This is a genomic window from Paeniglutamicibacter sp. NPDC091659 (genome assembly GCF_044756805.1).
Lineage (GTDB): Bacteria > Actinomycetota > Actinomycetes > Actinomycetales > Micrococcaceae > Paeniglutamicibacter.
In genome coordinates, this window is the sequence record NZ_JBIVTO010000003.1 from 303,210 (window position 1) to 329,770 (window position 26,561).

A 26,561-nucleotide genomic window follows, 5' to 3' on the forward strand; every position below is an offset into this window, starting at 1 on the left:
CACGCCTGGCGGGTGCGATCATGGGGGAAAAGCGAAACGATCCAGGGAAAGCAGGCGACGATGCGTGCCATTGAATATCGGGGTGCAGGCGGAACTGAAGTCATGGCGGAAACCGAACGCCCGGTTCCCGTCCCGGGGGCCGGCGAGGTGCTGGTGAAGGTGGCGGCCTTCGGACTGAACCGGGCGGATGTGCAGCAAAGGATCGGGGTCTACCCGCCGCCGCCGGGCGCCAGCGACATCCCTGGCCTCGAGGTTTCGGGCATCGTGGAGGCCGTCGGCCGGGAGGCCGACGCATCTCTTGTCGGCAAGCGTGTCTGTGCGCTGCTGGCCGGTGGCGGGTACGCGCAGTATGTCGCGGTGCCCGAGGGCCACGTGCTTGAGCTTCCGGACTCGGTCGACCTGGTGGATGCCGCCGGGTTCATGGAGGTCGCGGCGACGGTCGTCTCCAACCTGTTCCTCGAGGCGAACCTGAGGGAGGGGCAAAACGTGCTGATCCACGGCGGCGCCGGGGGGATCGGCTCGATGGCCATCCAGCTCTGCACCGCGGCCGGCGCCACGGTGTTTGTCACGGCATCCAGCGACGAGAAGATCGCCCATTGCCTGGCGCTGGGGGCACACCACGGAATCAACTACCGGAACGAGGACTTCGTCCAGCGCACCGGGGAACTCACCGGCGGGGCCGGCGTCGACGTCATCCTGGACGTGGTGGGTGCCAAGTACCTGGCAGCGAACGTGCGGGCGCTCGCCGTGGACGGAACCCTGGTGGTCATCGGACTGATCGGCGGGGCCAAGGCGGAGCTGAACCTGGGTGCGCTGATGGCCAAGCGGGCCCGCATCGTCGGCACCACGTTGCGCGCCAGGCCGACCGAACAGAAGGCCCTGATCGTGGACGAGGTGCGCCGGCGGGTGCTGCCTTTGCTCGAATCGGGGCGGCTGGACCTGGCGATCGACCGCCGGTTTACGTTCGATGACGTCCGTTCGGCGCACGAATACTTCGATTCGGGGAATCACACCGGAAAAATCGTCGTCAGGGCCTGACCACGTTTTCCCCAAGGTCTACGGTGGGTGGTGAGTGCAGGGTGTCTTGCGACACAGGGGGGACTACTCCTGCGCCCACAACTCGCACCCCACCCATCTGTACCCCGTGAGAGGAAAACAATGAGTCAGCATCGCAGCACGGCGCCGGATTTGCCTCCGGCAGGTGTAGCCCCGGAGACGATCGAGGCGGAAGCAAGGAAATGGACGCCAACCAAGATCGTGATCTGGGTTGCCATCGCACTGCTGGGCGGCGTCGCCTGGTCGGTGCTGGCGTTCTCGCGCGGCGAGACCATCAACGCCATTTGGTTTGTCTTCGCGGCCGTCTGCACCTACCTGATTGCCTACCGCTTCTACGCCAAGCTCATCGAGCGCAAGATCGCCAAGCCCAATGACTTCCGGGCCACCCCCGCCGAGTACAACAACAACGGCAAGGACTTCATGCCGACCGACCGCCGGGTGCTCTTCGGGCACCACTTCGCGGCGATCGCCGGCGCGGGCCCGCTGGTCGGCCCGATCCTCGCCGCCCAAATGGGCTACCTTCCGGGCACCATCTGGATCATCATCGGCGTGGTCCTGGCCGGTGCGGTCCAGGACTACCTGGTCATGTTCTTCTCCATGCGCCGCGGCGGGCGTTCGCTGGGCCAGATGGCCCGCGAGGAGCTCGGCGTCATCGGCGGCACCGCCGCGCTGATCGCCACCCTGGCCATCATGGTCATCATCGTGGCCATCCTGGCCCTCGTGGTGGTCAACGCGCTGGGCGAATCCGCCTGGGGCGTGTACTCGGTGGGCCTGACCATCCCGATCGCCCTGTTCATGGGCGTCTACCTGCGCTTCATCCGCCCGGGCAAGGTCATGGAGATCTCCGTGATCGGCTTTGCGCTGCTGATGTTCGCGATCATTTCCGGCCGCTGGGTTGCCGAATCGGCATGGGGATCCGAATTCTTCCACCTGGACCGAACCACACTGGCGTGGTTCATCATCTTCTATGGCTTCATCGCCGCGGTGCTTCCGGTGTGGCTGCTGCTGGCCCCGCGCGACTACCTCTCGACCTTCATGAAGATCGGCGTGATCGGCCTGCTGGCCGTCGCCATCATCGTGGTTCGCCCCGAAATCAGCGTCCCGGCGATCTCCGAGTTCGCGGGCACCGACAAGGGCCCCGTGGTTGCCGGGCACCTGTTCCCGTTCCTCTTTGTCACGATCGCCTGCGGCGCCCTGTCCGGCTTCCACGCGCTGATCTCCTCCGGCACCACCCCGAAGCTGGTCGAAAAGGAACGCCAGACCCGCTTCCTGGGCTACGGCGGCATGCTCATGGAATCCTTCGTGGCGATCATGGCCCTGGTAGCGGCGATCTCCATTGACCGCGGCATCTACTTCGCGATGAATTCCTCCGCCGCGGCAACCGGCGGAACCGTCGAGGGCGCGGTGGCGTTCGTGAACTCGCTGGGCCTGACCGGCGTGAACCTGACCCCGGGCATGCTGACCGACCTGGCCGCGGGCGTGGGCGAGGAAAGCGTTGTCTCGCGCACCGGCGGCGCCCCGACCCTGGCCGTGGGCATCGCGCACATCATGCAGCAGTGGTTCGGCGGCGTGGGCATGATGAGCTTCTGGTACCACTTCGCCATCATGTTCGAGGCGCTGTTCATCCTCACCGCCGTTGACGCCGGAACCCGCGTGGCCCGCTTCATGCTTCAGGACACCATCGGCAACGTCATCCCGAGGTTCAAGGACACCTCGTGGCGTCCGGGTGCCTGGACCTGTACCGCGATCATGGTCGCCGGGTGGGGGTACATCCTCATCCTGGGCGTCACCGACCCGCTGGGCGGCATCAACACCTTCTTCCCGCTCTTCGGCATCTCCAACCAGCTGCTGGCGGCCATTGCGCTGGCGGTTGTCATGACGATCGTGGCCAAGCGCGGCAACTTCAAGTACCTGTGGATCGTGGTGCTGCCGCTGGCGTTCGCCACTGTCGTCACGGTGTACGCGTCGTTCCTGAAGATCTTCTCCCCGGTCCCGGCCGTGGGCTACTTCGCGCAGCACAACGCGTTCAAGGGCGCGCTGGAGCGTGGGGAAACCAGCTTCGGATCCGCCAAGAACATCGAAGCCATGGAGGCCGTGGTTCGCAACACCGGCGTCCAGGGCTGGCTCTCGGTGATCTTCCTGGCGCTTTCGGTGATCGTGATCGTCGCGGCCATCATCGCCACCATCAGGGCCTACCCCAACGGGGGCGGCCGCAACACCGAGGATCCGGAGTTCCCCTCAAAGTTCTACGCACCGAGCGGCATCATCTCCTCGCCGTCCGAGAAGGAACTCGAGGCCGCATGGAAGCAGGTTCCGGCGGAGCACCAGGTCATCCGGGGCGGTCACTGACCGTGGGCACCGGGCAGGAATCGGCTCCGGGAGCACAGCGCTCGGTCGTGGCGCGGGCATGTTCCGCGACGTGGCAGGGTGCCCGCTTATTCGTGCGCTACTTCGAGGGTGTGCTGGGCGCGGACAAGTACCGCGTGTACCTCGCGCACCAGGCGCGCACCCATCCCGGCGTGCAACCCATGAGTGAGCGCGAGTTCTGGCGCGACTACACCGACTGGCAAGAGAGGAACCCGCAGGGACGCTGCTGCTAGGCACAAATGCGCATCGGGAGATGGCGGGCCGCCGAACCACGTTCGGAAGCCCGCCATTTCGCTGCCCGGAAGGGGCGCCCGCCGGTCGCGTTCCCGAAACCCTCGGAAAGCTCCCTCCCCGCGGTAGGCCGCCCGTGGCAAGATGGTGCCATGACCGAGCAAAGCGCGCAGATCCCGGAAGACCAGCAGGCAGCAAACCCGCCATCGCCGGGCGCCACTCCATGGCCGTCGGTACCCGGTTTCGCCGCGGGGCAACACAATGTTCCGCAGGAGGTTAAGCCAATACCCATGGGGCGCGGCCCCGCGGACGGCCCCGCACCGGGAGCCAGGCCGGTTCCCTCCGCGCAGCCGGAACGCGACGGCCAGCAGATCATGGGTGTGGGGGAACCCGCGAAGCTCATGCGTATAGGCGGCATGATCAAGCAGCTTTTGGACGAGGTCCGATCCGCGCCCCTGGACGAGCAGGCCCGCGCCCGGATGGCGGACATCCACGAGCGCTCCGTGCACGAACTCGAGACAGGGCTGTCCCCGGAACTGGCCGCCGAGCTGCACCGGATCCGGCTGCCCTTCGGGGAGGGTGAAACACCCACCACCGCGGAGCTGCGCGTGGCACAGGCCCAGTTGGTTGGCTGGCTCGAGGGGGTCTTCCACGGGCTGCAGGCCGCCATGGCGGCACAGCAGCTTGCCAACCAGCAGCTGGCCCAGCGCATGGCCCTGCGCCAACTGCCACCGGGCACCCAGGTTGCCCCGGGCATCATCATCAACGAGCAGGGCGAACCCGAGCGCATGGGCCCCGACGGACTCCGCAGGACGGAAGGCCCCGCGGAGTCCGGGGGCAAGGAACCCCCGGAGGGAAGCAGCGGGTACGGCCAATACCTCTAGACTGGTATTCCAGACGAATGCGGCCCTCACGCCGCCAAGGCGCACGGCCTTGAAACCAGCAGAAGCAAGGGTACAAACGCAGATGGGGCTGTTCTCCACCGCGCGCAATGCGCGTCGTGACGCCAAGGAACTCGGCGACGGAGTGTGGCGACGCGCCTACGACCGGTTTGGCCGCTCGCTGGACCGGGTGCACCAGGTCCTCGAGGGCATTGAGGACGACGACCTGCACAACGCGTTGATCCTGATCGCCAACCATCTGGCGGAGCTGCAATCCAGGGTCCGCGTGATCTGCGTCGAGGCCCAGGCCAAGAACCCCAGCACCGGCGAAAACGTTCCGCACGAGCTCTATGCCGTGCACCGCATGCTGTCCAAGGCAGCCAACGACTTGGCAACCACCGCGCAGGTCGCCGCGATGTCACGCCTGGACGGCGAACGCTGGGGCTATGCCTCGGCCGGACTGGAAAACGTCGCCATGCGCGCCGACCTGGTTGCCGAGGGGATCAGCGCGGCCGAGGCCGAAATGGCCAAGCACCGCTAGACGTTTTGCAATGCACGTGAGCGAGGGGCTGTCGACCGGAGAATCCGGGCCGACAGCCCCTCGCTCGTCGCGAGTGGCGCTTATTTCTTGATGCCCGCGAACTTCACGATTTCCCCGGTGTAAGCACCACAAGTGCCAACCTCGGTGGTCGGCCATGCCGTGAACGTCGTGGTCGGGGTGGCCCCGGTGTCGAGGATGAACTTTGAGTCCCTGCCTTCGGAGAACCAGCCGTCCCGGGGCATGATTCGCAGCGGGTGTTCGGCCACCATGTCATCGGGAAGTACTTCGCCTTCGATCGATCCCGACGCTGTGGAGCCCGCGGGGAAGGACATGATCTTGTTTCCGGACTTTGTAACGGTGGCGATGCAGGAGTGGGCGTCGGCATCGGTGTACGAGTGGAACTCCGATGCCTTGAACCACGCGGGCGCGCTCTTGGGCGTTCCGGTATAGGAATGGGCCAGCTCAAAGGTTGCGAACTGGGCCAATAGTGCGCCGTTGAATTCGTTGTCGGGAATCCGCAGATAGGTTCCGTCCAGGGTCATGAGGCTCGAGGCTTTGTCCCAGGAGCCTGAAGCCAGTTTCTTCGGGTCCGAGACCATGATGCCGTAGGGGCCCGGAACGGGATTGACGAGGCTCAGGTCGGACTGCTTGGTCGCGACAACCACCAGATCGGCTGACTGCTGGTTCTTGCCCAGCAGGGAGGTGTCGCGGCCGCCGAGATCGATTGGAGTCCATGGGCCGTCGGCGTGGTCGGTGATCTCACCGTTGCCCGCGACAGTGAAGGTGTTCAGCAGCCAGCCGGTGCGCTGTAGCACTTGGGGATCCGTTGGAAGTGCGGGACGCAACCAGCCGGTGATGCGCTTTCCGTCGGCTTCCCTGAATGCCGCTCGATGGTCCGGGTCGTTGGCGTCGAATTCACTGCTGGACGGGGAAGGGGACATCGACGGTGTTGGGGCATCCGGTTGCGGGGCGGCCGGTTGTGGGGCATTGCCCCAGGGGCCGAGGACTGCGATGCCTGCAACGATTGCGGTGGAGGCGGCAACGGCCAGGTAAATGCCCCATCGACGTCCCTTCGAAGTGCGATGTGTCGATGAACCGGACATCCGGGTTTCTCCCTTCGTGCCCCGTGCAAGGGGTACGACCTGCTGTGAAATCGAAGGAACATAGGTGCCGGACGGTATGGCGGCACTGGTTGAACGGCTGTGCTCCATGGCTCTGGCCTGATCGTCGGTGAATGGATCCGATGCGCGCAACAGGAGTTCCGCGTGCGGGTCGAGTCCTCCATCCGAGCGGGGGGTTGAATGCGTAGTCATGACCGTGCCACCTTTCCCAAAGAACCAAGCAATGCTGAATCGGATGCAAGCGCCGTGGCGAATGCCTTGCGTGCACGGTGCAGGCGGACCCGGACGGCCCCGGGGCTGCTGTCGAGGATGACTGCGATTTCCTCTGCGGTGAACGAATCCCAGTAGGTGAGCAAGAGCAGCTCCCGTGCCGGTTCCTTCATCGTTGCCAGTGCCTGGGCTACCTGGGGGTTCTCAACCCTTGGGCGCATGTGTTCAAGAGCCAGTGCGCTGCGGAGCCTGGAAGCCTTGGCCGACGTCCGGTATGCGCCGCGCAGGAGGTTCCGGGCAATCGCCACCACATAGGCGGCCTCGGGTTGGGCGCCACCCAGCACCTTTTCCCAGACGATCACGAACACCTCGCCGGTGAGGTCCTCTGCCAGGTGTGCGGGAACGATCCGTCTGGCCAGATATCGGAAGACTGTGTCGTGGCAGTCGGCATGCACGGCGGCGAACCGTTCTTCGGGTGCCGGCCCGGGCCGCGAAAGCATTGTCACTTGGTCCATGCTCCTTCTATGTCCGAAAGCTGCCCGAGTGTTACACACCGCAGCCAAGAATTTTTCTCAAGTTTCAACGAAACCTTGAAACGGTTGCTTAACATTTCGCCCAGCGCTGATCACGGCGTGCAGTTGCCTGCGCTCGCAACGCGCGGTGGCAGGATGAAAACATGACGAACCTTGTTTCCCCAGAGCTCACATTCCACGACGGCAACACCATCCCGCAGCTTGGCTACGGCGTATGGAAGGTCGAAGACACCGTTGCCACAGACGTTGTCCAGCAGGCCTTCGACGCCGGCTACCGCCACATCGACACCGCCAAGATCTACGGAAACGAGGAGGGCGTCGGTCGCGCACTTGCCGCCACCGACGTTCCGCGTGAAGACATGTTCATCACCACCAAGGTCTGGAACGCGGACCAGGGCTTCGAAGAAACCCTTGCGGCCTTCGACGCCTCCATGGAACGCCTGGGCCTGGAATACCTCGACCTGTACCTGATCCACTGGCTGCAGCCCAAGCAGGGCAAGTACGTGGACACCTGGCGTGCACTGATCGAGCTGCAGAAGTCCGGTCGCGTGAAGTCGATCGGCGTTTGCAACTTCACTGTCGAGGCGCTCGCCGAACTCGAGGAAGCCACCGGCGTGCTTCCGGTCATCAACCAGGTCGAAACCCACCCGTACTTCCCGCAGACGGCACTGCGCGAGTTCGAGGCGTCCAAGGGCATCAAGCACCAGTCCTGGTCGCCGCTGGGCCAGGGCAGCGAACTGCTGAGCGACCCGGTGTTGGTTGCCATCGCCGAAAAGCACCAGGCGTCCCCCGCACAGGTCGTTATCGCCTGGCACCTGGAGCTGGGCAACATCGTGATCCCCAAGTCGGTCACGCCGTCGCGCATCGTCGAGAACTTCGAAGGCCTTTCCGTCCGCTTGGATGCCGAGGATGTCGAGGCGATCAACGCCTTGGACAAGGGCCTCGAAGGCCGCATCAGCGCCGACCCGGCCGTCAGCGACTTCGCCTAAACGTCGGTTTTCCTCCCGGCTGCGCCAGGGGGAAGCGTCTTGCCGTGGGGATCCGTTCAGGCGGGTCCCCACGGCAATTTAATGCCGGTGTCGGGCAGCAGTTAGGCCAAGATTGACCACGGCTGCACGGTGCGGTCATCGTCGGCCAAAAGGCTACCCGCCCAATCGTTGCGCAGTTCCCCGCGCAATGCGGCTCCCAGGCGAGCGATTCCCTCGAAGTGGAAGCCCAGCTTCTGGGCGACGCGTGCCGAGCCGAAGTTCCCCGCGTAGGCGTTCCAACCGATGCGGGCCAATCCCAAGCCTGCCGGAGCCGGCGCGAGGGAAAAGTCCAATACGGCGTTGCACGCTTCGGTCAGCAAACCCTGGCCACGGAACGCCGGGTCCATCCAGAAGCCCAAGTCGGCGGATCCGTTGCCTACCCGGTACAGGCCCACAACCCCGGCCAGGGTGCCGGCGGATCGGATGGTCCACGTGTACTCGGTGTCTTCGCTCCACGTCTTGTCGGTGTGTGTGGTTGCGTATTCGATTGCGTGTTCGCGCAAATAGGGAACCGGAATCGGCACCCAGCTCTGGGTTTCGGGATCCTGGCATGCGGCGAAGATGGCGTCAATGTCATCGGCTGCGGGTGGGACGAGGTCAAGGTTCTCGGTCTGCAGCGAAAGTTTTTCCATGGAAAAAGCCTATCGGCTCAACACTGTGAAGAACCCGCGTTGCCAAGCCCAAGCCTTGGTGGCGCCTGCATTGAGGTCGGTGTCCCAAGGAGTGTAGAGGCGGAAGCCGCGCTTGCCGGGCTTCTTGGCTGTGGCCAAGATGCCGGCCTTGGCCAGTTCGTGGGCGGGAAACTTGAAGCATCCGTAGCCGTGCTTGGTTTCGGCGGCGATCCAGAACTCGTCCACGTCGTCCCCTGCGGTGTAGGGCCGGGTAACACCCCCTGCATCGCGCTGCCACAGCGTGACAAACAACCCGGCCTTGGTGGGCGTGACCTTCGCGGAACGGAACACCACGTGGATTTCGGCACCGTGCGCGCCGTTGAGCGCAAGGCTACAACCCGAATAGGCGCGGGCCTCCGGATTCGGATCGGGGAAATACCCGGTGACGCCCTGGCCTGCCGGCAGCGGTGCATGGGCGAGGAGCTTGGCCAGTGCGGGCGGGACGAGCGACGTTCGATGAGGCATCGGAAGTTCCTGCTTCCAGGTTCGGCCCGGTGGCTTCGCCCTGGGGAAGGATTCGAGGTCGGTGTTAAATGAAAAACCCCCGGAATGCCGGGGGTAAATCAGAGCCTCCTGCCAGAATCGAACTGGCGACCTTTTCATTACGAGTGAAACGCTCTACCAACTGAGCTAAGGAGGCACCGTGGCGTATTAGCACCACAAGTGACTACTTTATAGGAGCGGATCGGCAGCGGTCAAAACGACGTGCCGACACGTTCCAAAGACTTCGGTCGCGCGGGTCTAGCAGGTGAGCCCGTCGGCGGGAACCTTGCCGTCAATCAAGTACGATTCCACAGCGTTGGAGATGCATTCGTTCGAGCGGCCGTAGGCTGTGTGCCCGTGCCCCTTGAAGGTCACCAGGACGGCGGAATCGAGCTGTTCGGCTAATGCCTCGGCCCATTTGTACGGTGTGGCGGGGTCCCCGGTGGTGCCGACGACGACGATCGGGGCTGCGCCTGCGGCCTTGAGCACGCCGGGGTTCCCCGTCGGCGGGTACTTCCAGTCCTGGCACCCTATGGCACCAAACGCCGTGTACTTGCCGAAGACCGGTGCAGCAGCGATTAACTCGCGTTCTTGGGCGCGCATGGCCTCGATACTTGGGTTCATGGGGTAGTCGAGGCAGTTGATTGCAGAGAACGCGGCATTTCCGTTGCTGGGGTAGCTTCCGTCTTCCTCGCGGCCGGCGGCAAGATCGGCAAAGAACTGGATGTCATCGACATTCCCGGCAATGACGTTTCGTAGGGCCTCGGTGAGGGCAAACCAGCTGTCATTGTTGTACAGCGGGAGGATGAAGCCATTCATGAAGTCGTTGATCGGCACTTTCCTGCCATCGGTGGCCAGCATCGGAGTGCGTTCGACCCCGTCGAGCACACCCCGGAGTTGTGTCAGGGCCTCCTCGAGGTTGCCGGTGAATGGACAGTTGCCCGAGTCCAGGCAGTCCTGCATGTAGGCGCGGATTTCGTTTTCGAATCCGACGGCCTGGTCCATGGTGATTTCCGGGTCGCTCAGCGTTGGATCCAGCGCGCCGTCAAGAACCAAACGGCCGACGTTGTGCGGGAAAAGCTCTGCATAGTGGGCGCCGAGGTAGGTGCCGTAGGAATAGCCCAGGTAGTTCAGCTGCTTGTCACCGAGCAGGGCCCGCATGACGTCCAGGTCCCGCGCCGCAGACTTGGTGTCGACAAAGCCAAGGGACGGGCCGGTGCGCTGTGCGCACTGCGCAGCGTATGTGGCGCTGGCTTTGCGCAGTATCGCCAAACCGGCATCGGTGCTGGTGTCGAATTCTTCCTGGCGGCTGGCATCCTGTTCGGCAGCTGTCTCGCATTTGACCGGGGTCGAGGATCCCACGCCGCGCGGGTCGAAGCCAACGATGTCGAAGCTGCGTTGTAGATCCTGCCCGAAAAGGGTGGTGCCCGCATCCTTGACGAGGTCAAGGCCAGATCCGCCGGGACCGCCGGGATTGACCAGCAGCGATCCCTGGGCGTCCTTGCCCGGGAGCTTGTTCATGGCAAGAGTCATGGTTTCGCCCTCGGGCTTGGAATAGTCCATGGGCACGGTGATTTTCGCGCACTCGAGGGCCTCGTCGCACTTGGTCCATTTCAGCTTCTGCTTGTAGAACTTCTCAAGGCCGGCGGGGATTGCGTCCGCCGCTGGCGGCCGGGTCGATGAGGTGGCGGAATCCGTCGAGCTTTGTACGGTCGAAGTCGGGTCGGCCGTAGTGACTGGACCACATGCCGTCAGCAACAGGGCCGCAGCGCCCAACGCTGCAATCACGGACACTGGGCGTCTGAAGGCTCTCATGCTGGCTCCTAAGGCTGGTGGGGCGGAATATTCGGTTATTTGCTGGGCCGCAGGGCGACCATCATGGCCTCGACGGCCAAAAGCGGTGCAACGTTTGCACCGATGCGGGTACGTGCCTCGGCGATGGCATCGATCTTGGCCACCGTCGCTTCGGGTCGCGACGCAGCGGCGTAGGACCGCAGGTCATCGGCCAGATAGTCGTTGACAAGTTCGGTGCCGGAGTTCATCTGCAGCATCAGGACGTCGCGGAAAAACGTGGTCAGGTCGATCAGCGAGCGATCCAGGGCATCGTGCGTGGAACGGCGGGCCCGGCGCTTGGCGTTTTCTTCCAGCGCCTTGAACTGGCTGCGCTGCTGGGGCGGAACCGGGGCGTCGGCGTCCAGCCCGAGGGCCGTGCGCAGTGCGGTGGCCTCGGCCTCGGCGCGTTCGGTCGCGGCGGCGGTGGCCTCGGCAGTGGAAAGGTCCACCAGCTCGGCCGCTGCCATCACCGCGTCGGCGACCCCGCGGACGCGCAGCGGCATGCGCACGGTGCGGTCGCGGCGACGCCTGGCGTCCTCGTCGCGGGCAAGACGCCTGGCAATGCCGATGTGCGACTGGGAGATGCGGGCAGCGAAGTCGGCCTGGGCCTCCGAAAGCCCGTCGCGGCGGACCAGCAGTTCGGCAACGGCGGCCCTGGTGGGCACCGAAAGCGACACCGAGCGGCAGCGCGAACGGATCGTCACCAGCACGTCGGCGGGGGAGGGGGCGCACAGGATCCAGATGGTGTGCGGGGGAGGCTCCTCGATGGACTTGAGCAGCACGTTGGTGGTGCGCTCGGTCATCCGGTCGGCGTCCTCGACGATGATCACGCGCCACGGGGCGGTGGAGGGACGGTCCTGGGCCTTGGTGATCAGCTCGCGGACGTCTTCGATCTGGTAGTTGACCTTCTCGGTGGCGATCAGCGCGACATCGGGGTGGGTGCCGGCCAGCACGGTCACGCAGGCCTTGCACTGTCCGCAGCCGCGGTTTGCCGCATCGGGGACCGTGCATTGCAGGGCGGCGGCGAAGGCCCGCGCGGCGTTCGAGCGCCCGGAGCCGGGAGGGCCGGTGAACAACCAGGCGTGTGACGGGTTGCCTTCGGCCACGGCGCGGGAAAGCGCTGTGATGGTTTTCCCCTGGCCCGGCAGGTCGTCCCAGACACTCACGACAGGTACCCGGAGGCTTCCGGAAGGGCGGCGACGGCGCTGCTGATGGCGGCGGCAAGTTCGTCGACGCTCTTTGTCGCATCGAGAACCACGTAGCGCTGCGGGTCGCGGCCGGCAAAGTGGAGGAAGGCCTCGCGGATGCGGGCATGGAACTCGTCAGGTTCCGATTCCAGCCGGTCCTCGGCCACGGGTGCCCCGTCGACTCCGGTGGTGCGTCGCGAACGGCCCGCCGCGGGGGCGACGTCCAGCAGCACCGTCAGGTCGGGGCCAAGCCCGCCGGTGGCGAATTCGTTGATGGAACGCACCGCATCCTCGCCCAGGGCGCGGCCGATGCCCTGGTAGGCCAGGGAGGAGTCGATGAACCTGTCGCAGACCACCATGGTGCCGGCGGCCAGCGCCGGGCGGATCACCTGTTCGACGTGGGCGGCGCGTGCAGCCGCGTACATCAGGGCCTCGGTGCGCGCGTCGACGGTGCCCTGCCCGTGGTCCAGCACCAGGGAACGGAGCTTTTCGCCGATCTGGGTGCCACCGGGTTCGCGGGTTTGCAGGACGGCGTGGCCGTTTTTGCGCAGCTCGGCGCTCAGCAGGGCAGCCTGCGTCGATTTCCCGGCGCCGTCCCCGCCTTCGAAGACAATGAAGCGGCCTGCTGATCTAGGATTCTGCTGCGTCGAACTCACCGTCCTAGCCTATCTCTATTGGGGTGGGACGGTGAGTCGTCCGGACGGGCAGTTGGGCCGTTGGTTCCCGAGTTGGCCGGGCCGGATGGCGCCGCTGCCGAGGCTGTCACAGCGCAGCGGCGGTTCGTCATCGAGCTGGGGGCGCGGGCCGGGCCCGGAGTAACCTGAAAAGCATGACTGCCAGTGACAAGACTTCCTGGGCCCCGGACACCATCGTGGTGGCAGCCGGACGCCCGCCGCACGAAACCGACCAGCCGGTGAACCCGCCCATCGTGCTTTCCTCGACGTTCTACTCGCTGGGGGAATCAGGCGCGGGGGAGAAGGTCTACGGACGGTTCACCAACCCGACGTGGGACCCGCTGGAAGCGACGATCGCACAGCTCGAGGACTGCGAACTGCCGGCCCTTGCCTACGCCTCGGGCATGGCCGCGGTCGCCGCGGGACTCTCGCTGCTTCCCGTCGGTGGAACGCTCGTGATTCCGCGCCATGCCTACAACGGGTCGCTGGCCCTGGTCGCCGAGCTGGAAAAGACACTGGGCCTGACGGTGCGCCGCGTGGAGCTGGCCGACACCGAGGCGACGATCGCCGCGTTCGACGGGGCGGACATGGCCTGGCTTGAATCGCCGACCAACCCGATGTTGGAGGTCGCGGACCTTCCGGAGCTGCTGAAGGCGGCGCGCGCCATGGGCGTGCTCACCGTCGTGGACAACACCTTCTCCACCCCGCTGCTCCAGCGCCCGCTGCAGCTCGGCGCCGACGTCGTGGTGCATTCGGCCACCAAGTACATGGGCGGGCACTCTGACGTGGTGCTCGGCGCCGTGGTGACCCGCAACCCCGAGCTGCACGCCAGGCTGCACGGGATGCGCACCCTGCACGGCGCGATCCCCGGACCGTTCGAGGCCTGGCTGACGCTGCGCGGCATCCGGACCATGGCGCTGCGCCTGGAAAAGGCCGAGGCCAACGCGCGCGAGCTCGCCGCCAGGCTCAGCGGGCACCCGGCGATCTCCCGGGTCCGCTACCCGGGCCTGCCCGACGACCCGGGCCACGCCCGCGCCGCGGCGCAGATGGACGGGTTCGGTTCCATCCTGTGCATCGAACTGGAAGCCGGCGCCGCCGCGGCCGACGCGATGCTGGCGAAGCTGCGCCTGTGGACCCCTGCCACGAGCCTGGGCGGGGTCGAATCCCTGGCCGAACGCCGCCGCCGCCATGCCGGAGAGCCGGAGTCGGTGCCGGAAAACCTGGTGCGGTTGAGCGTCGGAATCGAGAACGTCGAGGACCTCTACCGGGACCTGGACCAGGCGCTGGCGCGTTCCTGACCCCGAAACGCGGAACTCGGCGGGCAGCATTGCGGCACCCGCGGGGTTGATGCGGCTAAGCTGAAACCATGTTTTATGCCCTAGCGTTTGAGTTTTACCTGATGAAAGCGCTCAGCATCGTTGCGGCCGTCATTGCGATCATGGCCCTGGTCGATGCCGTGCGCCGTCCCGCCGCGAACTTCGTGCGCGAGGGCAAGCGGACCAAGCCGTTCTGGATGGCGATGACCGGCGCCGCGGTGCTGGTGTGCGGCCTGACGGCGCTTTCCGCCGGCGGCGGTGGCGGCGTCTTCCAGCTCATCGGCGCCTGCATCGCCTGCGTGTACATGGCGGACGTGAAGCCCGCGGTGTCGGGCAAGGGCGGCTACTACCCGTACTAGACGGGCAGCCTGCCCGCAAGGCGCAAGAATTCGGTCGCGGCGGCGACATCCCGTTTGCGGGGTGTTGCTGCCGCGATTTTTTGCGTTGATGGGTGGTTGACCGGCTGCCGGCCGGGCTCAGCCGGCGTGGGCGAGTGCGCCGGTGCGCGGGGCCACGGCTTCCCAACGGACGGTCATTTCGCCCAGGCGCCAGCGCGCCGCCGAATCGCAGATGGGCCAGCCGGTTGCGCGCAGCGTGCGGCACATTGCCACGAACCGCTGCTTGTTGCCGAACGACGCCAAGGGGGCCGCGGCCAGCCAGGCCGCGTCCGCGGCCCGCAGGAAGTCATGGATCCGCTCGCCCTCGATGTTGCGGTGGATCAGTGCCTTCGGCAGCCGTTCCGCGACATCCGAGGGAAGCGTGAAGGCCCCGAAGCGCAGGGAGATGCTCAGGGATTGCGGTCCGTCCCTGGTGACGGCGACCCAGGAACTGCGTCGGCCGATCTCGTCGCAGGTGCCCTCGATGAGCACCCCGTTCTCGGTGAGCCTGGAACACATGGTGTCCCAGATGCCGGCGACGTCGGCCTCGTCGTACTGGCGCAGGACGTTGAAGGCGCGAATGACGGTGACGGGGGAGGACACCGGGATCTCGAACCCGCCCAGACGGAATTCGAGGCCATCGACGTCAAGCGCGGTGCCGCGTGCCACGCGCTCGGGTTCGATTTCGATGCCGAAGACCATGGCCTGCGGGGAGACCGCGCGCACCCGTTCAAAGAACTCGACGGCGGTGGCGGGCGATGCGCCGTATCCAAGATCGACGGCAATGGGAGGTGCGCCGGTGACGGCGGGGCGCAAACGCCAGCCCTGGGGACCCGTCATCCAGCGGTCGACCCGGCGCATCCGGTTGGGGTTTGTGGTGCCACGGGTGGCATGGCCCAAGGGGCGACCGGTTCGCGACCGTCCGCCGAGCCGAGTCGCTTTCTGAACCATTGATTTAATCCTAAAGTGTCCGACACCGCGACGCCTAGGAGTCACGAAACAAAGTAAGGCACTTCACCCTCGATAGAATGGGTTCATGACTTACACCCTGATCCTGCTTCGCCACGGGCAAAGCGAGTGGAACGAGAAGAACCTGTTCACCGGTTGGTACGACGTCACGCTCACCGAGCAGGGCCGTGCCGAAGCCACCCGCGGCGGCGAGCTGCTCACCGAGGCCGGCCTGGCCCCGTCGGTGCTGCACACCTCGCTGCTGAAGCGGGCCATCATCACCGCCAACCTGGCGCTCGAGTCCGCGGACCTGAGCTGGATCCCGGTCAAGCGCAGCTGGCGCCTGAACGAACGCCACTACGGCGCCCTGCAGGGCAAGGACAAGGCGCAGACCTTGGCCGAATACGGCGAAGAGCAGTTCATGGAATGGCGCCGCAGCTACGACACCCCGCCGCCGCCGCTGGCCGACGATTCGGAATTCAGCCAGATCAACGATCCGCGCTACGCGGACCTGGGTGACGACGCCCCGCGCACCGAGTGCCTCAAGGACGTCCTCGTGCGCATGCTTCCGTACTGGGAAGACGAGATCAAGCCGGATCTGGCCTCGGGCAAGACCGTTCTGGTCACCGCGCACGGCAACTCGCTGCGCGCACTGGTCAAGCACCTTGACGGCATCAGCGACGAGGACATCGCCGGGCTGAACATCCCGACCGGCATCCCGCTGGTGTACGAACTGAACGAAGACTTCACCCCGGTGACCCCGGGTGGCAAGTACCTTGACGCTGCCGCTGCTGCGGACGCCATCAAGGCCGTTGCAAACCAGGGCCGCCACTAAGGACCCGATTTTCCCCGCCGCTGCGGGGAGCCGATGGGCTTGTTTTCCTTCCCCGCACGGGAAGGAAAACAAGCCCATCGGTGTTTAATAGATCGGTGTTTAAACGATCGGCGCGGAAGACGGAAAGGTGCTGAGGCTCTTCGAGCTGAACGTCGACATCGCCCGGATTGTCGGCGAATACCCGCAGACCCATGGTGGAGATGCCGGCCCGAGACGCCTCCGAATGCCGGAGCGGCGGTGGCCGATTGACCGCAACCGGACTTAATTTGTTAACGCAAAGAGATAAATCGGGTGCAAGAGGGTGCACGCACTGGTTGATGCGGTACTGTGCTGTCTCGACGTACCCCTGAATCACGTAAGGATCGCAATTCGTGGCAACTGACTATGATGAAGTCCGTCCGGACGTAGCCGAGGCCCGCAAGGCCTCCCTTGACGCGGTAAAGTCCGCCAACGCCCCTGACGCACGCAGCGTGGGATTGGATCTGGACGAGGCCGACACCTCCGACGGCGTTGAACTGCCGGGTGGCGATCTGTCCAACGAGGAACTGACGGTCACCGTTGTTCCGCAAAAGGAAGACGAGTTCCTCTGTGGTTCGTGCTTCCTGATTCGCCACCGCTCGCAGCTTGCCCGCGAAGCCAACGGCGTGGGCTACTGCCTCGAGTGCGAGGGCTAGCACCGGGCCTTTGGACCTACCGACAAACAAATACCGCTGGCCTTGCAATGGCCGGGGAAAAACCCCGAGCACAAGCAAGACCAGCGGTTTGCTGTCTTAAGCGGACAAGCGGATGACTAGAAGGCCTCGCTTACCGGCTCCCATTCGCCGGTGACGAGGTAGGAAACCTTGCGGGCAACCGACACGCCGTGGTCGCCGAAGCGTTCCAGGTACCGGCTGGTCAGCGTGACGTCGGCGGTCGTTGGAGCGGACTCGTTCCAATCTGCACCGGCCACGACCTTGAAGATCGAGGCGTGCAACTTGTTGATCTTGGCGTTGAGCTCGATGATTTCGCGGGCGATGGTCAGATCGCGAGTGTCCAGCAACGTTCCCAGCTTCTGCGCAATGACTATGTCGAGCTCCGCCATTTCGGTGAAGATGGGTGCCACCGACGCCGGAACGACCGGCTGCGGGAAACGCAGGCGAGCCAGCTGGGCGACGTGTCGGGCCAAGTCGCCCATGCGCTCAAGGGAAGCGCTCATGCGCAGGGAGCCCACGATCATGCGCAGGTCCGATGCGACCGGACCTTGCAGGGCCAATACGTCGATGGCCCGCTCGTCGAGCTGGGTCTGCAGAAAATCGATCTTCGCGTCCTCGGCGATGACTTCCTGGGCCAATTCGATGTCTGCATTGCGGAAAGACTCGAAAGCCCGTTCCATGGCCGAAGCCACTAGCTGCGACATCTGAATGAGCTCTTCACCGATTTGCTGCAAATCGGCCTGGAAAACCTTACGCACGCGGGCGTCCTTTCGTGATGGTGGCACCGTGTCCGGCACGGACGACGGAACTGTTCATGTCCATTCTTACAGCACCGGATGAACCAATTGGGGGTTCAAGGTGAACGTTTAGTGAATGAGTTTCGCGAATACGTGATTCTGCCCAATCCGGCATGTACGGGGCAGATAGGCTAGAGAGTGTGAACGATGTCTTGCTTTCCGTGATTGCGGGCCTGGTCGGTTTGGCCCTGGGTGTTGTGGGCATCATGGCGTACCGCGGCTCCGTCCGGAGCCGGCGTGGCCTGCCCGCCGTGGGGGAACCAACCCTGCCCGAGGGTTCCGCTGCCGTGCTCTCGGTCATCGGACGAGCCTTTGTCATCCTCGACGAGGTCGACGGGGTGGTGCGGGCCAATCCCGCTTCCTACGCCTACGGGTTGGTACGCGGGCACACGCTGATCCACGATGAACTGCGGTTGCTGGCACGCAAGGTGCGCGCCGACGGCGTCATCGCCGAGCGTGAATTCGAGCTGCCCCGGGGCACCATGGGTTCCTCGAGCCTGATCGTCCATGTGCGCGTCGCGCCGCTGGGGGACGAATACATCCTCCTGCTGGCCGACGACCGCACCGAAATCACGCGCACCGAGGCCGTCCGCAATGACTTCGTGGCCAACGTGTCCCACGAGCTCAAGACGCCGGTGGGCGCCATTTCCCTGCTGGCCGAGGCCATCGAAGGGGCTGCCGACGACCAGGTAGCGGTCCGCCGCTTCACCGCGAGGTTGCACAAGGAATCGGCGCGGCTCGCGGCCCTGGTCCAGGACATCATCGAACTTTCCCGGCTGCAGGGCACCAACGTGATGCTGCAGGGTGAAATCGTCGACATCAACGAGGTGCTGGCCGAGGCGGTTGACCGCAACAAGCTCCCGGCCGAGGAAAAGCGCATCAAGATCATGGTGGGCGGAACCGTCGACCAGCCGGTCTTCGGCGATCGAGACCTGTTGATGACCGCACTGCGCAACCTGATAGACAACGCGATCCGCTACTCGCCGGCAGACACCACCGTCGGCGTGGGCGTGCGCCACCGCGACGGCCTGATCCAGATCTCCGTCACCGACCAGGGGCCGGGCATTTCCGCCGATGAACAGGAACGCATCTTCGAGCGGTTCTACCGCATCGACGCGGCCCGTTCGCGGCAAACCGGCGGCACCGGACTGGGCCTGAGCATCGTCAAGCACGTGGTGGCCAACCACGGCGGCGAGATCACCGTATGGTCCCAGCCTGGCCAAGGATCGACCTTCACCGTTCGCCTGCCAATTTTGGACGAAACACCTGACCAAGACGCGGTAGCTCCCGCAGAGATTAACCCCAAACACAACACGGCCCAAGCGCGCACCGCGCGGCCGGAAGGAGGACGGGGATGACCCGTATTTTGTTGGTTGAGGACGAGGAATCGCTCTCAGATCCACTGTCGTACCTGCTGGAGAAGGAAGGCTTCGAGGTCCGCGTCGCCGATGACGGGCTTAGCGCCGTCACGGAATTCGAGCGCCACGGGGCCGACCTGGTGCTGCTGGACCTGATGCTCCCGGGGCAACCCGGAACCGAGGTGTTCCGGCAGATCCGTGCCACCTCGCAGGTGCCGGTGATCATGCTGACCGCCAAGGATTCGGAGATCGACAAGGTCGTCGGGCTCGAACTCGGTGCCGATGACTACGTCACGAAGCCCTATTCCTCGCGTGAACTTGTCGCCCGCATCCGTGCGGTGCTGCGCAGGCAGGGCGAGAGCGAGGAGCTGGTCAGCAACATCGTCGCCGCGGGCCCTGTCCGCATGGACGTCGAGCGGCACGTGGTTTCGGTGCGCAGCACCCCGGTCTCCATGCCGCTGAAGGAGTTCGAGCTCCTGGAGTTGCTGCTTCGCAACACCGGTCGCGTGCTCACCCGCGGCCAGCTCATCGACCGCGTGTGGGGCTCGGACTACGTGGGGGACACCAAGACCCTCGACGTGCACGTCAAGCGCCTGCGTTCAAAGATCGAACCGGATCCGGCGGCCCCGGTGCACCTCGTGACGGTGCGCGGGCTCGGCTACAAGTTCGAGGCCTAAACGCCGCTCGGCCCAAGAGCCGGAACCACAACCACATATCGCGCGTCGGCCCCGGGGACACGGTTCCCCGGGGCCGACGCATGCGTTGGGGCCACCTGCCGGGGCAACAAAAAACCGGGGTGTGTCCCGATCTTGGTGAAGATCTGGACACACCCCGGTTCTGTGAAGCGTTGGATTGCCGTGCGGCAAAGCGCGAAGTGGTTAGTGGTGCTCTTCGGACTTCGGCGACGGGGTCAGGTGGGTAAGTTCGCTCGGGTCGAAGCCGCCCGGGACGAACTCGCGGTAGGACTCCAGGGTGCCGTCGACAACCGGGATGCCGACTTCCTCCGAGGACCCGCCGACGCTGAGCGTTGCCTTGGCCTGCTTGCCCGGGATTACGCCGGCGGAGGGCAGGATCGTCTTGTTGGCTTCATCTTCAAGCTTGACGGACGTCTTGGCCGGAACGTTGATGCTGACCGAACCGGTAGCAAGCGCTACCGTCAGGGTCTGCGGGGTGGCGGTGTTGTTCACAACGGAACCCAGAAGGCGGGCCTCATCGGTTGCACTCTTGGTGACGATCAGCATATTGCGCACGTCAAGATCGGCAACATTCAGAATGATGCCATCGGAAGCGGCGTACTGGAAGGTCGTTGCTTGTTCGTTGATGGCGCCACAGCTGGTAACGCCAAGGGCCAACATGGCCAGGGCAGCTGCCGCAACGGCGCGGCGTCCACGGTTTTTCTGTGCGGTCATCACGGCACAAACTCCTCAATCAGTTTCGAGTTCGGGTGAGCTAGCGGGCACACAGGATGCACCCGAGGGAGCCACTCTCCCTCCTAGCCTAATCGCTTTTCCCCGGAATGCATGATTTGGCCCCCGGAGCAAGCGTCATCAAGGCGCTGATCATGACTGGAATCGGCACCGAAACCGGCAAATTGCATAGCACTAGTTTTGCCACTTGGGAAGAGCTAAATCCGCGCCATTACAAGGGAGTAGGGGAGTCGGTCGAACCATTTTCCGCAATTCCCGTGATAAACTAGTAAGTGGGAAAGGGGTTTATCCACATGGTTTTTGAGGTTGGCGAGACAGTTGTCTACCCGCACCACGGTGCAGCAATGATCGAAGAGATCAAGATGCGCACCATCAAGGGCGAAGAGAAGATGTATCTCAAGCTTAAGGTTGCCCAAGGCGATCTGACGATTGAGGTTCCGGCCGAAAATGTCGATCTTGTTGGTGTGCGCGATGTAGTTGGCCAAGAAGGCTTGGATCACGTCTTTGACGTGTTGCGGGCCGAGTTTACGGAGGAACCCACTAACTGGTCCCGCCGTTACAAGGCGAACCTGGAGAAGCTTGCTTCAGGTGACGTCATCAAGGTTGCCGAGGTCGTGCGAGACCTTTGGCGCCGAGACCACGACCGTGGCCTTTCCGCCGGCGAAAAGCGTATGTTGGCAAAGGCCCGCCAGATCCTGATCAGCGAACTTGCGCTGGCCAAGAAACTTGACGAAGACAAAGCCGAAAGCGTGCTTGACGAGGTTCTTGCCTCGTAGCAACCACAAATTTTGCAATGCTTGATCCCGATGGGGTCCGAAACATCGAAAGATGTTGCGGACCCCATCGGCGTTTTAAGCGTCCAAGCGCCTCCCTCCCGGGGAGGACACGGCAACACGGATAGGCTGGTGTGGTGAGTGCAGAAAACCCGAAAAGCGCCAAGCCGACCAAGCGCACGGCCGTCATCGTCGTGGCGGCCGGATCCGGAACCCGGCTGGGGTACGGCATGCCCAAGGCACTGGTTCCCCTGAACAACCGGACGCTGCTGGAGCATGCGCTCGACCGCATCGCCATGGCAACTTGCGCCGACGAGGTCATCGTCGTCTTGCCCGCGGGGGACAGCGAGCTGGGGGCGCTCTGCGCCAGGCACGAGTTGCGCCCGCGGACGGTCATCGGGGGAAGCACCCGCAACGACTCGGTGCGAGCGGGCCTGTCCGCGCTCGGCCCAGGCGTCGAACAGGTATTGATCCACGACGCCGCACGGTGCTTGACCCCGCCGGAGGTCTTCGACTCCGTGGCGGGAGCACTTGCCGGTGGCGCAACGTCCGTGATCCCGGTGCTGCCGGTGGTGGACACCATCAAGACCGTCTCCCAGGACACGGGGGCCGAACAACCGCACGTGACTGGAACCCCCGCCCGTGAGTTCCTGCGCGCCGTGCAAACACCGCAGGGCTTCCACGCGGCCACGCTGATCGAGGCCCATGCCCAAGCCGACGGCTGGGACAAAGCCCGGGCCGAAGAAATCACCGACGACGCGATGCTCATGGAACGGCTCGGGGAACGCGTGGACACCGTCCCCGGATCCCCGGAGGCCCTGAAAATCACAACCCCCATGGACCTGCTCCTGGCACAGTCGTTGCTGGGCTCGGGCACAACGGAAGGCGCCACCATGAACCAGCCCGACGATCAAGCGATGCAGGCGGCTGCCCCCATGCTCATCCCGCGCACGGGCATCGGCATCGACGTCCACGCGGTCGCCGACGCTTCCGAACCACGCGACATGTGGCTGGCAGGACTGCACTTCCCCGGGGTCCAAGGACTCTCCGGGCATTCCGACGGGGACGCTGTGGCCCATGCCGCCTGCGACGCGCTCTTTTCCGCCGCCGGGATCGGGGACCTGGGCACCCACTTCGGAACCGACCGCCCGGAATACGCGGGCGCCTCGGGAACCACCCTGCTCGCAGAGGCCGCACGCCTGGTGCGCGAGGCCGGTTTCGAAATCGGCAACGTGGCCGTCCAGTTCGTGGGGCGCCGCCCCAAGTTCGCGGCACGCCGGCTGGAGGCCGACGCCGTGCTCAGCAAGGCGGCCGGCGCTCCCGTCACCGTCACCGCCACGACCTCCGACGGCTTGGGCTACGAGGGCACGGGGGACGGGCTGACCGCCTACGCCACCGCGCTGGTGTATTCGGTCAAACGCTGAGCCCCGCGGGAGGTCCGCCTGTGAATCCGCGCGGCCTCGGATAACCTTGGGGAGTGAGCATCCGTTTTTATGACACCAAGCAGGCAACCACCCGGGACTTCGTCCCCCTGATCGAGGGCAAGGTCGGGCTGTACTACTGCGGTGCCACGGTGCAGGGCATGCCGCACGTGGGCCACGTGCGCAGCGCCATCGCCTTCGACATCCTCACCCGCTGGCTGGAAAACCGCGGCTACGAGGTCACCGTGGTGCGCAATGTGACGGACATTGACGACAAGATCCTGGAGAAGTCCGCGGCCTCCTTCGGCGAGGACTTCGAGGGCGACGAGGACTACTTCGCCAACGAACCCTGGTTCGCGCTGGCCTACCGCTTCGAGCAGGAGTTCGCCTCCGCGTACGACACCCTGGGCGTGCGCCGACCGACCTACGAGCCGCGCGCCACCGGGCACATCACCGAGATGCACCAGCTGATCAATACGCTGATCGAACGCGGCCACGCCTACCCGGCGCTTGACGGCTCCGGCGACGTGTACTTCGACGTGCGCTCCTTCCCGGCCTACGGCTCGCTGACCCACCAGAACGTCGACGACATGCAGGGCGCCCCGGACGCCGATCCGCGCGGCAAGCGCGATCCGCGCGACTTCGCCCTCTGGAAGGGCCACAAGGCCACCGACCCGGAAACCGCCTCCTGGCCGAGCCCCTGGGGCGCCGGCCGCCCGGGCTGGCACCTGGAATGCTCCGCCATGGTCACCAAGTACCTCGGCACCGCCTTCGACATCCACGGCGGCGGCCTCGACCTGCGCTTCCCGCACCACGAGAACGAGATGGCCCAGTCGATGGCCGCCGGCCACGACTTCGCCAACTTCTGGATGCACAACGGCATGGTCACCTACCAGGGCGAGAAGATGTCCAAGTCGATCGGCAACACCATTTCGCCGGCGCAGATGCTGGAACTGGCCACCCCCCGCGTGGTCCGCTACTTCCTGGGCCAAGCGCACTACCGCTCCCAGCTGGACTACCGCCCCGAATCCCTGGCGGAGGCCGGAGCCGCGGTGGAGCGCATCGACGGGTTCGTCGCCAACGCGCTGGCCCGCATCCACGGTGTCGGCCCGAACGACGACTTCTCCATCGACATGCACCACTTCGAGGTCACCGAGGCCTTCGCCGCCGCGATGAACGACGACCTCAATGTGCCCCAGGCCCTGGCCGCGCTGCACGAAACGGTGCGCCGCGGCAACACCGCGCTTGCCGCCGGCGACACGGACACCGCCGACGAGGCGATGCAGCAGGTCATGGCCATGACCTACGCCCTCGGCCTGGATGACACCATCGAACAGGGCGGTGCCGCGAACGCTGCACAGGGCGCTGCGCTCGACGTCTTGGTCGCAGCGCAGCTTGCCGACCGCGCGGCCGCCCGCGCGGCCAAGGACTGGGCCCGGTCGGACGCCATCCGCGACACCCTGGCCGCCGCCGGAATCGTCGTGGAGGATTCCGCGGACGGCGCCCGCTGGAGCCTGAAAGCGTAAGTTGCCCCACAAAGCGCATTATTTTTGCGCAACGTGTCGCTAAAATAGGTAGGCGGCGAGTGAAATCGCCGTGCAATCCGCCCCGACCCAAGGAATACACCATCATGTCTGCTGCACAGAAGCGCTCCGGCGCCGTACGCAAGAGCAAGAAGGGCCCCTCCGTCGGAACCGGCGGATACGGCCGCAAGGCCCTCGAAGGCAAGGGCCCGACGCCCAAGGCCGAGGACCGCCCGTACCACAAGGCCTTCAAGAACAAGGAGCTCGCCGAGCGCTCCGCCGCCAAGCGCGCACCGTCCAAGGGCGGCGCACCATCGCGCGGCCGCAGCGGCGGACGTGCCAAGGGCAGCGAAGAATTGGTCACCGGCCGCAACTCGGTCGTCGAGGCATTGCGCGCAGGCATCCCGGCCAAGGCCATGTACATCGCCATCCGCATCGACGTTGACGAGCGCGTGCGCGAATCCCTGAAGATCGCCGCCGAGCGCGGCATCCCGGTGATGGAAACCGGCAAGCCGGAACTCGACCGCATGACCGACGAGGCCATCCACCAGGGCCTGGTCCTGCAGATTCCGCCGTACGACTACAAGGATGCGTTGGAGACCGTCAAGTCGACCATCGCCAAGTTCAACAAGGGCCACGTCAAGAACGCCCCGTTGTTCATTGCGCTCGACGGCATCACCGATCCGCGCAACCTCGGCGCGATCATCCGTTCGGCCTCGGCCTTCAACGCCCACGCAGTGATCGTCCCGGAGCGCCGCTCCGTCGGCCTGACCGCCTCGGCCTGGAAGACCAGCGCCGGCGCCGCTGTTCGCGTTCCCGTGACCCGCGCTCCGAACCTTAACTCCACGCTCAAGGGCATGAAGGAAGCCGGCGTCTTCGTGATCGGCCTGGACGGCGACGGTGACGTTTCGCTTCCCGACCTCGGCCTGGCCACCGAGCCGCTGTGCATCGTGGTTGGTTCCGAGGGCAAGGGCCTGTCCCGCCTGGTCCGCGAAAACTGCGATTCGATCGTGTCGATCCCGATCAACTCCGGCATGGAGTCGCTGAACGCGTCGATGGCCGTGGGCATCACCCTCTACGAGGTTTCGCGCAAGCGCAGCGTCTAAGCGCCCTTGGCTTCCCTGCGCCGAACCGCGCAGGGCGGCATAGAACAAACGACGGTGGTTCCCGGATCCAACAAGGATCCGGGAACCACTCTCGTTTAACGGCTATTCCCAGGCAGGGTGATTCTCGGTAGCGTGGGTGGCGAGCCGGATTATTGCTTGAGCAGTTCAAATGCGCACGACCGACGCAACCACGATTTGGCCGGGCGGCGCCTGTGAGGGGAGCGGGGATGTTGCCATGGGGCAGTCGCAGATCGAATCCGATGACTATGCACCACACCGACTCGATGAATCGTTGGGTGCGCCGTTGCATGTGCAGCTCCCCGTGCTCGAAGCCGTCGACCGCGGGGAGTACAGGGCTCCGCATGCCGTGCTCGGACCCCACCTGAACCTGGTCGGGCACGTCGGAGTACGGACCCTGCAGCGCGGAGTCGGCGGCGTGAATGTTCTCAGCGGCGCCGGGACATTCCCCATGCACCGCGAGCTCGGGGACATCTGGGTTGCGCTGCTCGAATCCAAGGAGATCGGGCGCGTTCCCGATTACCGGATCCAGCGGATCGCGGTGGACGGGTCGACGGTGACCCTTGACGATCCTTATAGGCATGCGCCCCGGCTGGGGGAACTGGAGCTGTACCGGTTGCGGACCGGGGGCCCGGAAGTGCAGCGGCATTTGCTCGGCGCACACCTGCAGCACTACACATCTCCCATGGGGGAGGTTGAAGGCACGGGATTCGTGGTTCACTGCGAAGACGTGACGGCAGTGAGGGTTTGCGGGGACTTCAATATCTGGAATGGGTCGACCCACGCCATGCGGAGGCTCGGAAATAGCTGGATTTGGGAGATCTTCATTCCAGGCGTCGGTCTAGGCACCAAGTACCGGTTCGAGTACCTGGAACCCACCGGTACATGGGTTGAGTATGCCGATCCGCTCGGGCACTACTCCACCGAGGACCCCGACACCATCTGTCTGGTGCAGGCCGAGGGATTCGAAGGCGAGGAATGAGCTCCCCTGAATAGCGTAGGCGACCCCCAAGGAGTAGTGAGCCAGTTCACAGGAGTCGGTTCGGGCTAAATTGCCGTCTTTTCGAAGGCCGAGGGGCTGTGGCCCCCGTCTTTGCGGGGTTTCCGGGTGCCGGGCGGCGGGACACCTGCCGTTTGGACATCCGGGGCAAAGG

27 protein-coding genes and 1 tRNA gene are annotated in these 26,561 nt (G+C 65.0%); 17 read left to right on the forward strand and 11 right to left on the reverse strand.

Features of this window, described 5'->3' with window-relative positions:
- Positions 1-60: 60 nt before the first annotated feature.
- From ACIQLF_RS08915 to ACIQLF_RS08935, 5 genes are all read left to right on the forward strand, one after another.
- Positions 61-1,038 (forward strand): NAD(P)H-quinone oxidoreductase, encoded by a 978-nt coding sequence (locus tag ACIQLF_RS08915; RefSeq protein ID WP_400297000.1) that lies wholly within the window; start codon positions 61-63, stop codon positions 1,036-1,038.
- Positions 1,039-1,158: 120 nt separating this feature from the next.
- On the forward strand, positions 1,159-3,405 hold the full coding sequence (locus ACIQLF_RS08920) for a carbon starvation CstA family protein (RefSeq protein ID WP_400297003.1): 2,247 nt from the start codon (positions 1,159-1,161) through the stop codon (positions 3,403-3,405).
- The gene (locus ACIQLF_RS08925; protein WP_400297006.1) at positions 3,357-3,656 is read left to right on the forward strand and encodes a YbdD/YjiX family protein; all 300 of its coding nucleotides are present in this window, start codon (positions 3,357-3,359) and stop codon (positions 3,654-3,656) included. Before ACIQLF_RS08920 ends, ACIQLF_RS08925 begins: the two co-directional genes overlap by 49 nt.
- A gap of 150 nt (positions 3,657-3,806) precedes the next feature.
- Positions 3,807-4,538 (forward strand): proteasome activator, encoded by a 732-nt coding sequence (locus tag ACIQLF_RS08930; protein ID WP_400297008.1) that lies wholly within the window; start codon positions 3,807-3,809, stop codon positions 4,536-4,538.
- Between the two features lie 49 nt (positions 4,539-4,587).
- Entirely contained in the window at positions 4,588-5,076 is a 489-nt protein-coding gene (locus tag ACIQLF_RS08935) for a hypothetical protein (RefSeq protein WP_387530947.1), read from the forward strand.
- 80 nt (positions 5,077-5,156) lie between these two features.
- Here the strand turns inward: ACIQLF_RS08935 and ACIQLF_RS08940 are convergent, their stop codons facing one another.
- Complete coding sequence (locus tag ACIQLF_RS08940; protein ID WP_400297011.1) at positions 5,157-6,389, reverse strand: hypothetical protein; 1,233 nt, start codon at positions 6,387-6,389, stop codon at positions 5,157-5,159.
- A complete protein-coding gene (locus tag ACIQLF_RS08945) occupies positions 6,386-6,922 on the reverse strand; it encodes an RNA polymerase sigma factor (RefSeq protein ID WP_400297013.1) in 537 nt (178 codons plus the stop codon). Before ACIQLF_RS08945 ends, ACIQLF_RS08940 begins: the two co-directional genes overlap by 4 nt.
- Positions 6,923-7,083: 161 nt before the next feature.
- Here ACIQLF_RS08945 and ACIQLF_RS08950 point away from each other — a divergent pair, with 161 nt between their 5' ends.
- On the forward strand, positions 7,084-7,929 hold the full coding sequence (locus ACIQLF_RS08950) for an aldo/keto reductase (protein ID WP_400297016.1): 846 nt from the start codon (positions 7,084-7,086) through the stop codon (positions 7,927-7,929).
- Positions 7,930-8,030: 101 nt separating this feature from the next.
- Here the strand turns inward: ACIQLF_RS08950 and ACIQLF_RS08955 are convergent, their stop codons facing one another.
- The 6 genes from ACIQLF_RS08955 to tmk all read right to left on the reverse strand — a co-directional run bounded on the left by ACIQLF_RS08955 (position 8,031) and on the right by tmk (position 12,798).
- A complete protein-coding gene (locus tag ACIQLF_RS08955; protein WP_400297020.1) occupies positions 8,031-8,600 on the reverse strand; it encodes a GNAT family N-acetyltransferase in 570 nt (189 codons plus the stop codon).
- A 9-nt stretch (positions 8,601-8,609) separates the two neighbouring features.
- Positions 8,610-9,104, reverse strand: coding sequence for a MepB family protein (locus tag ACIQLF_RS08960; protein WP_400297023.1), 495 nt, complete (start codon positions 9,102-9,104; stop codon positions 8,610-8,612).
- A gap of 102 nt (positions 9,105-9,206) precedes the next feature.
- Positions 9,207-9,279, reverse strand: a tRNA-Thr gene (locus ACIQLF_RS08965).
- Positions 9,280-9,380: 101 nt separating this feature from the next.
- Positions 9,381-10,937: an alpha/beta hydrolase gene (locus tag ACIQLF_RS08970; protein ID WP_400297025.1), complete on the reverse strand. Its 1,557-nt coding sequence runs from the start codon at positions 10,935-10,937 to the stop codon at positions 9,381-9,383.
- 35 nt (positions 10,938-10,972) lie between these two features.
- Positions 10,973-12,121: a DNA polymerase III subunit delta' gene (locus ACIQLF_RS08975; RefSeq protein WP_400297028.1), complete on the reverse strand. Its 1,149-nt coding sequence runs from the start codon at positions 12,119-12,121 to the stop codon at positions 10,973-10,975.
- Positions 12,118-12,798 carry a dTMP kinase gene (gene tmk, locus ACIQLF_RS08980; protein WP_400297031.1) on the reverse strand — a complete coding sequence of 227 codons (681 nt, stop codon included), beginning with the start codon at positions 12,796-12,798 and terminating at the stop codon, positions 12,118-12,120. Before tmk ends, ACIQLF_RS08975 begins: the two co-directional genes overlap by 4 nt.
- A gap of 173 nt (positions 12,799-12,971) precedes the next feature.
- On the opposite strand from tmk, the gene ACIQLF_RS08985 reads away from it, so the two are divergent.
- Both ACIQLF_RS08985 and ACIQLF_RS08990 read left to right on the forward strand, forming a co-directional pair.
- Complete coding sequence (locus tag ACIQLF_RS08985) at positions 12,972-14,114, forward strand: trans-sulfuration enzyme family protein (RefSeq protein WP_400297033.1); 1,143 nt, start codon at positions 12,972-12,974, stop codon at positions 14,112-14,114.
- Positions 14,115-14,182: 68 nt separating this feature from the next.
- On the forward strand, positions 14,183-14,491 hold the full coding sequence (locus tag ACIQLF_RS08990) for a DUF2516 family protein (protein WP_400297036.1): 309 nt from the start codon (positions 14,183-14,185) through the stop codon (positions 14,489-14,491).
- A 117-nt stretch (positions 14,492-14,608) separates the two neighbouring features.
- On the opposite strand, the gene ACIQLF_RS08995 is transcribed toward ACIQLF_RS08990, so the two are convergent.
- Complete coding sequence (locus tag ACIQLF_RS08995; protein WP_400297038.1) at positions 14,609-15,460, reverse strand: class I SAM-dependent methyltransferase; 852 nt, start codon at positions 15,458-15,460, stop codon at positions 14,609-14,611.
- A gap of 85 nt (positions 15,461-15,545) precedes the next feature.
- Between ACIQLF_RS08995 and ACIQLF_RS09000 the strand changes: the two genes are divergently transcribed.
- Together ACIQLF_RS09000 and ACIQLF_RS09005 are read left to right on the forward strand one after the other, a co-directional pair.
- Positions 15,546-16,292, forward strand: a complete 747-nt coding sequence (locus ACIQLF_RS09000) for a phosphoglyceromutase (RefSeq protein ID WP_400297041.1) — start codon at positions 15,546-15,548, stop codon at positions 16,290-16,292.
- Positions 16,293-16,663: 371 nt separating this feature from the next.
- Positions 16,664-16,966 (forward strand): DUF4193 domain-containing protein, encoded by a 303-nt coding sequence (locus ACIQLF_RS09005; RefSeq protein ID WP_400297043.1) that lies wholly within the window; start codon positions 16,664-16,666, stop codon positions 16,964-16,966.
- A gap of 116 nt (positions 16,967-17,082) precedes the next feature.
- On the opposite strand, the gene phoU is transcribed toward ACIQLF_RS09005, so the two are convergent.
- The gene (phoU, locus tag ACIQLF_RS09010; protein WP_400297046.1) at positions 17,083-17,742 is read right to left on the reverse strand and encodes a phosphate signaling complex protein PhoU; all 660 of its coding nucleotides are present in this window, start codon (positions 17,740-17,742) and stop codon (positions 17,083-17,085) included.
- Positions 17,743-17,921: 179 nt separating this feature from the next.
- Between phoU and ACIQLF_RS09015 the strand changes: the two genes are divergently transcribed.
- Both ACIQLF_RS09015 and ACIQLF_RS09020 read left to right on the forward strand, forming a co-directional pair.
- Entirely contained in the window at positions 17,922-19,139 is a 1,218-nt protein-coding gene (locus ACIQLF_RS09015; protein ID WP_400297049.1) for a sensor histidine kinase, read from the forward strand.
- Positions 19,136-19,816 carry a response regulator gene (locus ACIQLF_RS09020; protein ID WP_400297052.1) on the forward strand — a complete coding sequence of 227 codons (681 nt, stop codon included), beginning with the start codon at positions 19,136-19,138 and terminating at the stop codon, positions 19,814-19,816. Before ACIQLF_RS09015 ends, ACIQLF_RS09020 begins: the two co-directional genes overlap by 4 nt.
- Positions 19,817-20,017: 201 nt before the next feature.
- Here ACIQLF_RS09020 and ACIQLF_RS09025 read toward each other — a convergent pair whose 3' ends face one another.
- Complete coding sequence (locus ACIQLF_RS09025) at positions 20,018-20,548, reverse strand: hypothetical protein (RefSeq protein WP_400297054.1); 531 nt, start codon at positions 20,546-20,548, stop codon at positions 20,018-20,020.
- Between the two features lie 311 nt (positions 20,549-20,859).
- Here ACIQLF_RS09025 and ACIQLF_RS09030 point away from each other — a divergent pair, with 311 nt between their 5' ends.
- The 5 genes from ACIQLF_RS09030 (at position 20,860) to ACIQLF_RS09050 (ending at position 26,389) form a co-directional block, all read left to right on the forward strand.
- Positions 20,860-21,342: a CarD family transcriptional regulator gene (locus ACIQLF_RS09030; RefSeq protein WP_210002057.1), complete on the forward strand. Its 483-nt coding sequence runs from the start codon at positions 20,860-20,862 to the stop codon at positions 21,340-21,342.
- A gap of 134 nt (positions 21,343-21,476) precedes the next feature.
- Entirely contained in the window at positions 21,477-22,763 is a 1,287-nt protein-coding gene (gene ispD / locus ACIQLF_RS09035) for a 2-C-methyl-D-erythritol 4-phosphate cytidylyltransferase (protein ID WP_400297057.1), read from the forward strand.
- Between the two features lie 53 nt (positions 22,764-22,816).
- Entirely contained in the window at positions 22,817-24,286 is a 1,470-nt protein-coding gene (cysS, locus tag ACIQLF_RS09040) for a cysteine--tRNA ligase (RefSeq protein ID WP_400297060.1), read from the forward strand.
- Positions 24,287-24,390: 104 nt separating this feature from the next.
- A complete protein-coding gene (rlmB, locus tag ACIQLF_RS09045; protein ID WP_400297063.1) occupies positions 24,391-25,389 on the forward strand; it encodes a 23S rRNA (guanosine(2251)-2'-O)-methyltransferase RlmB in 999 nt (332 codons plus the stop codon).
- A gap of 235 nt (positions 25,390-25,624) precedes the next feature.
- On the forward strand, positions 25,625-26,389 hold the full coding sequence (locus ACIQLF_RS09050) for a hypothetical protein (protein WP_400297066.1): 765 nt from the start codon (positions 25,625-25,627) through the stop codon (positions 26,387-26,389).
- Positions 26,390-26,561 lie beyond the last annotated feature (172 nt).

Coding starts and splice junctions, on each gene's coding strand:
- ACIQLF_RS08915 (WP_400297000.1), top strand. CDS start 61: ATGCGTGCCATTGAATATCGGGGTGCAGGCGGAACTGAAGTCATGGCG.
- ACIQLF_RS08920 (WP_400297003.1), top strand. CDS start 1,159: ATGAGTCAGCATCGCAGCACGGCGCCGGATTTGCCTCCGGCAGGTGTA.
- ACIQLF_RS08925 (WP_400297006.1), top strand. CDS start 3,357: ATGGAAGCAGGTTCCGGCGGAGCACCAGGTCATCCGGGGCGGTCACTG.
- ACIQLF_RS08930 (WP_400297008.1), top strand. CDS start 3,807: ATGACCGAGCAAAGCGCGCAGATCCCGGAAGACCAGCAGGCAGCAAAC.
- ACIQLF_RS08940 (WP_400297011.1), bottom strand. CDS start 6,389: ATGACTACGCATTCAACCCCCCGCTCGGATGGAGGACTCGACCCGCAC.
- ACIQLF_RS08945 (WP_400297013.1), bottom strand. CDS start 6,922: ATGGACCAAGTGACAATGCTTTCGCGGCCCGGGCCGGCACCCGAAGAA.
- ACIQLF_RS08950 (WP_400297016.1), top strand. CDS start 7,084: ATGACGAACCTTGTTTCCCCAGAGCTCACATTCCACGACGGCAACACC.
- ACIQLF_RS08955 (WP_400297020.1), bottom strand. CDS start 8,600: ATGGAAAAACTTTCGCTGCAGACCGAGAACCTTGACCTCGTCCCACCC.
- ACIQLF_RS08960 (WP_400297023.1), bottom strand. CDS start 9,104: ATGCCTCATCGAACGTCGCTCGTCCCGCCCGCACTGGCCAAGCTCCTC.
- ACIQLF_RS08970 (WP_400297025.1), bottom strand. CDS start 10,937: ATGAGAGCCTTCAGACGCCCAGTGTCCGTGATTGCAGCGTTGGGCGCT.
- ACIQLF_RS08985 (WP_400297033.1), top strand. CDS start 12,972: ATGACTGCCAGTGACAAGACTTCCTGGGCCCCGGACACCATCGTGGTG.
- ACIQLF_RS08990 (WP_400297036.1), top strand. CDS start 14,183: ATGTTTTATGCCCTAGCGTTTGAGTTTTACCTGATGAAAGCGCTCAGC.
- ACIQLF_RS08995 (WP_400297038.1), bottom strand. CDS start 15,460: ATGGTTCAGAAAGCGACTCGGCTCGGCGGACGGTCGCGAACCGGTCGC.
- ACIQLF_RS09000 (WP_400297041.1), top strand. CDS start 15,546: ATGACTTACACCCTGATCCTGCTTCGCCACGGGCAAAGCGAGTGGAAC.
- ACIQLF_RS09020 (WP_400297052.1), top strand. CDS start 19,136: ATGACCCGTATTTTGTTGGTTGAGGACGAGGAATCGCTCTCAGATCCA.
- ACIQLF_RS09025 (WP_400297054.1), bottom strand. CDS start 20,548: ATGACCGCACAGAAAAACCGTGGACGCCGCGCCGTTGCGGCAGCTGCC.
- ACIQLF_RS09030 (WP_210002057.1), top strand. CDS start 20,860: ATGGTTTTTGAGGTTGGCGAGACAGTTGTCTACCCGCACCACGGTGCA.
- rlmB (WP_400297063.1), top strand. CDS start 24,391: ATGTCTGCTGCACAGAAGCGCTCCGGCGCCGTACGCAAGAGCAAGAAG.
- ACIQLF_RS09050 (WP_400297066.1), top strand. CDS start 25,625: ATGGGGCAGTCGCAGATCGAATCCGATGACTATGCACCACACCGACTC.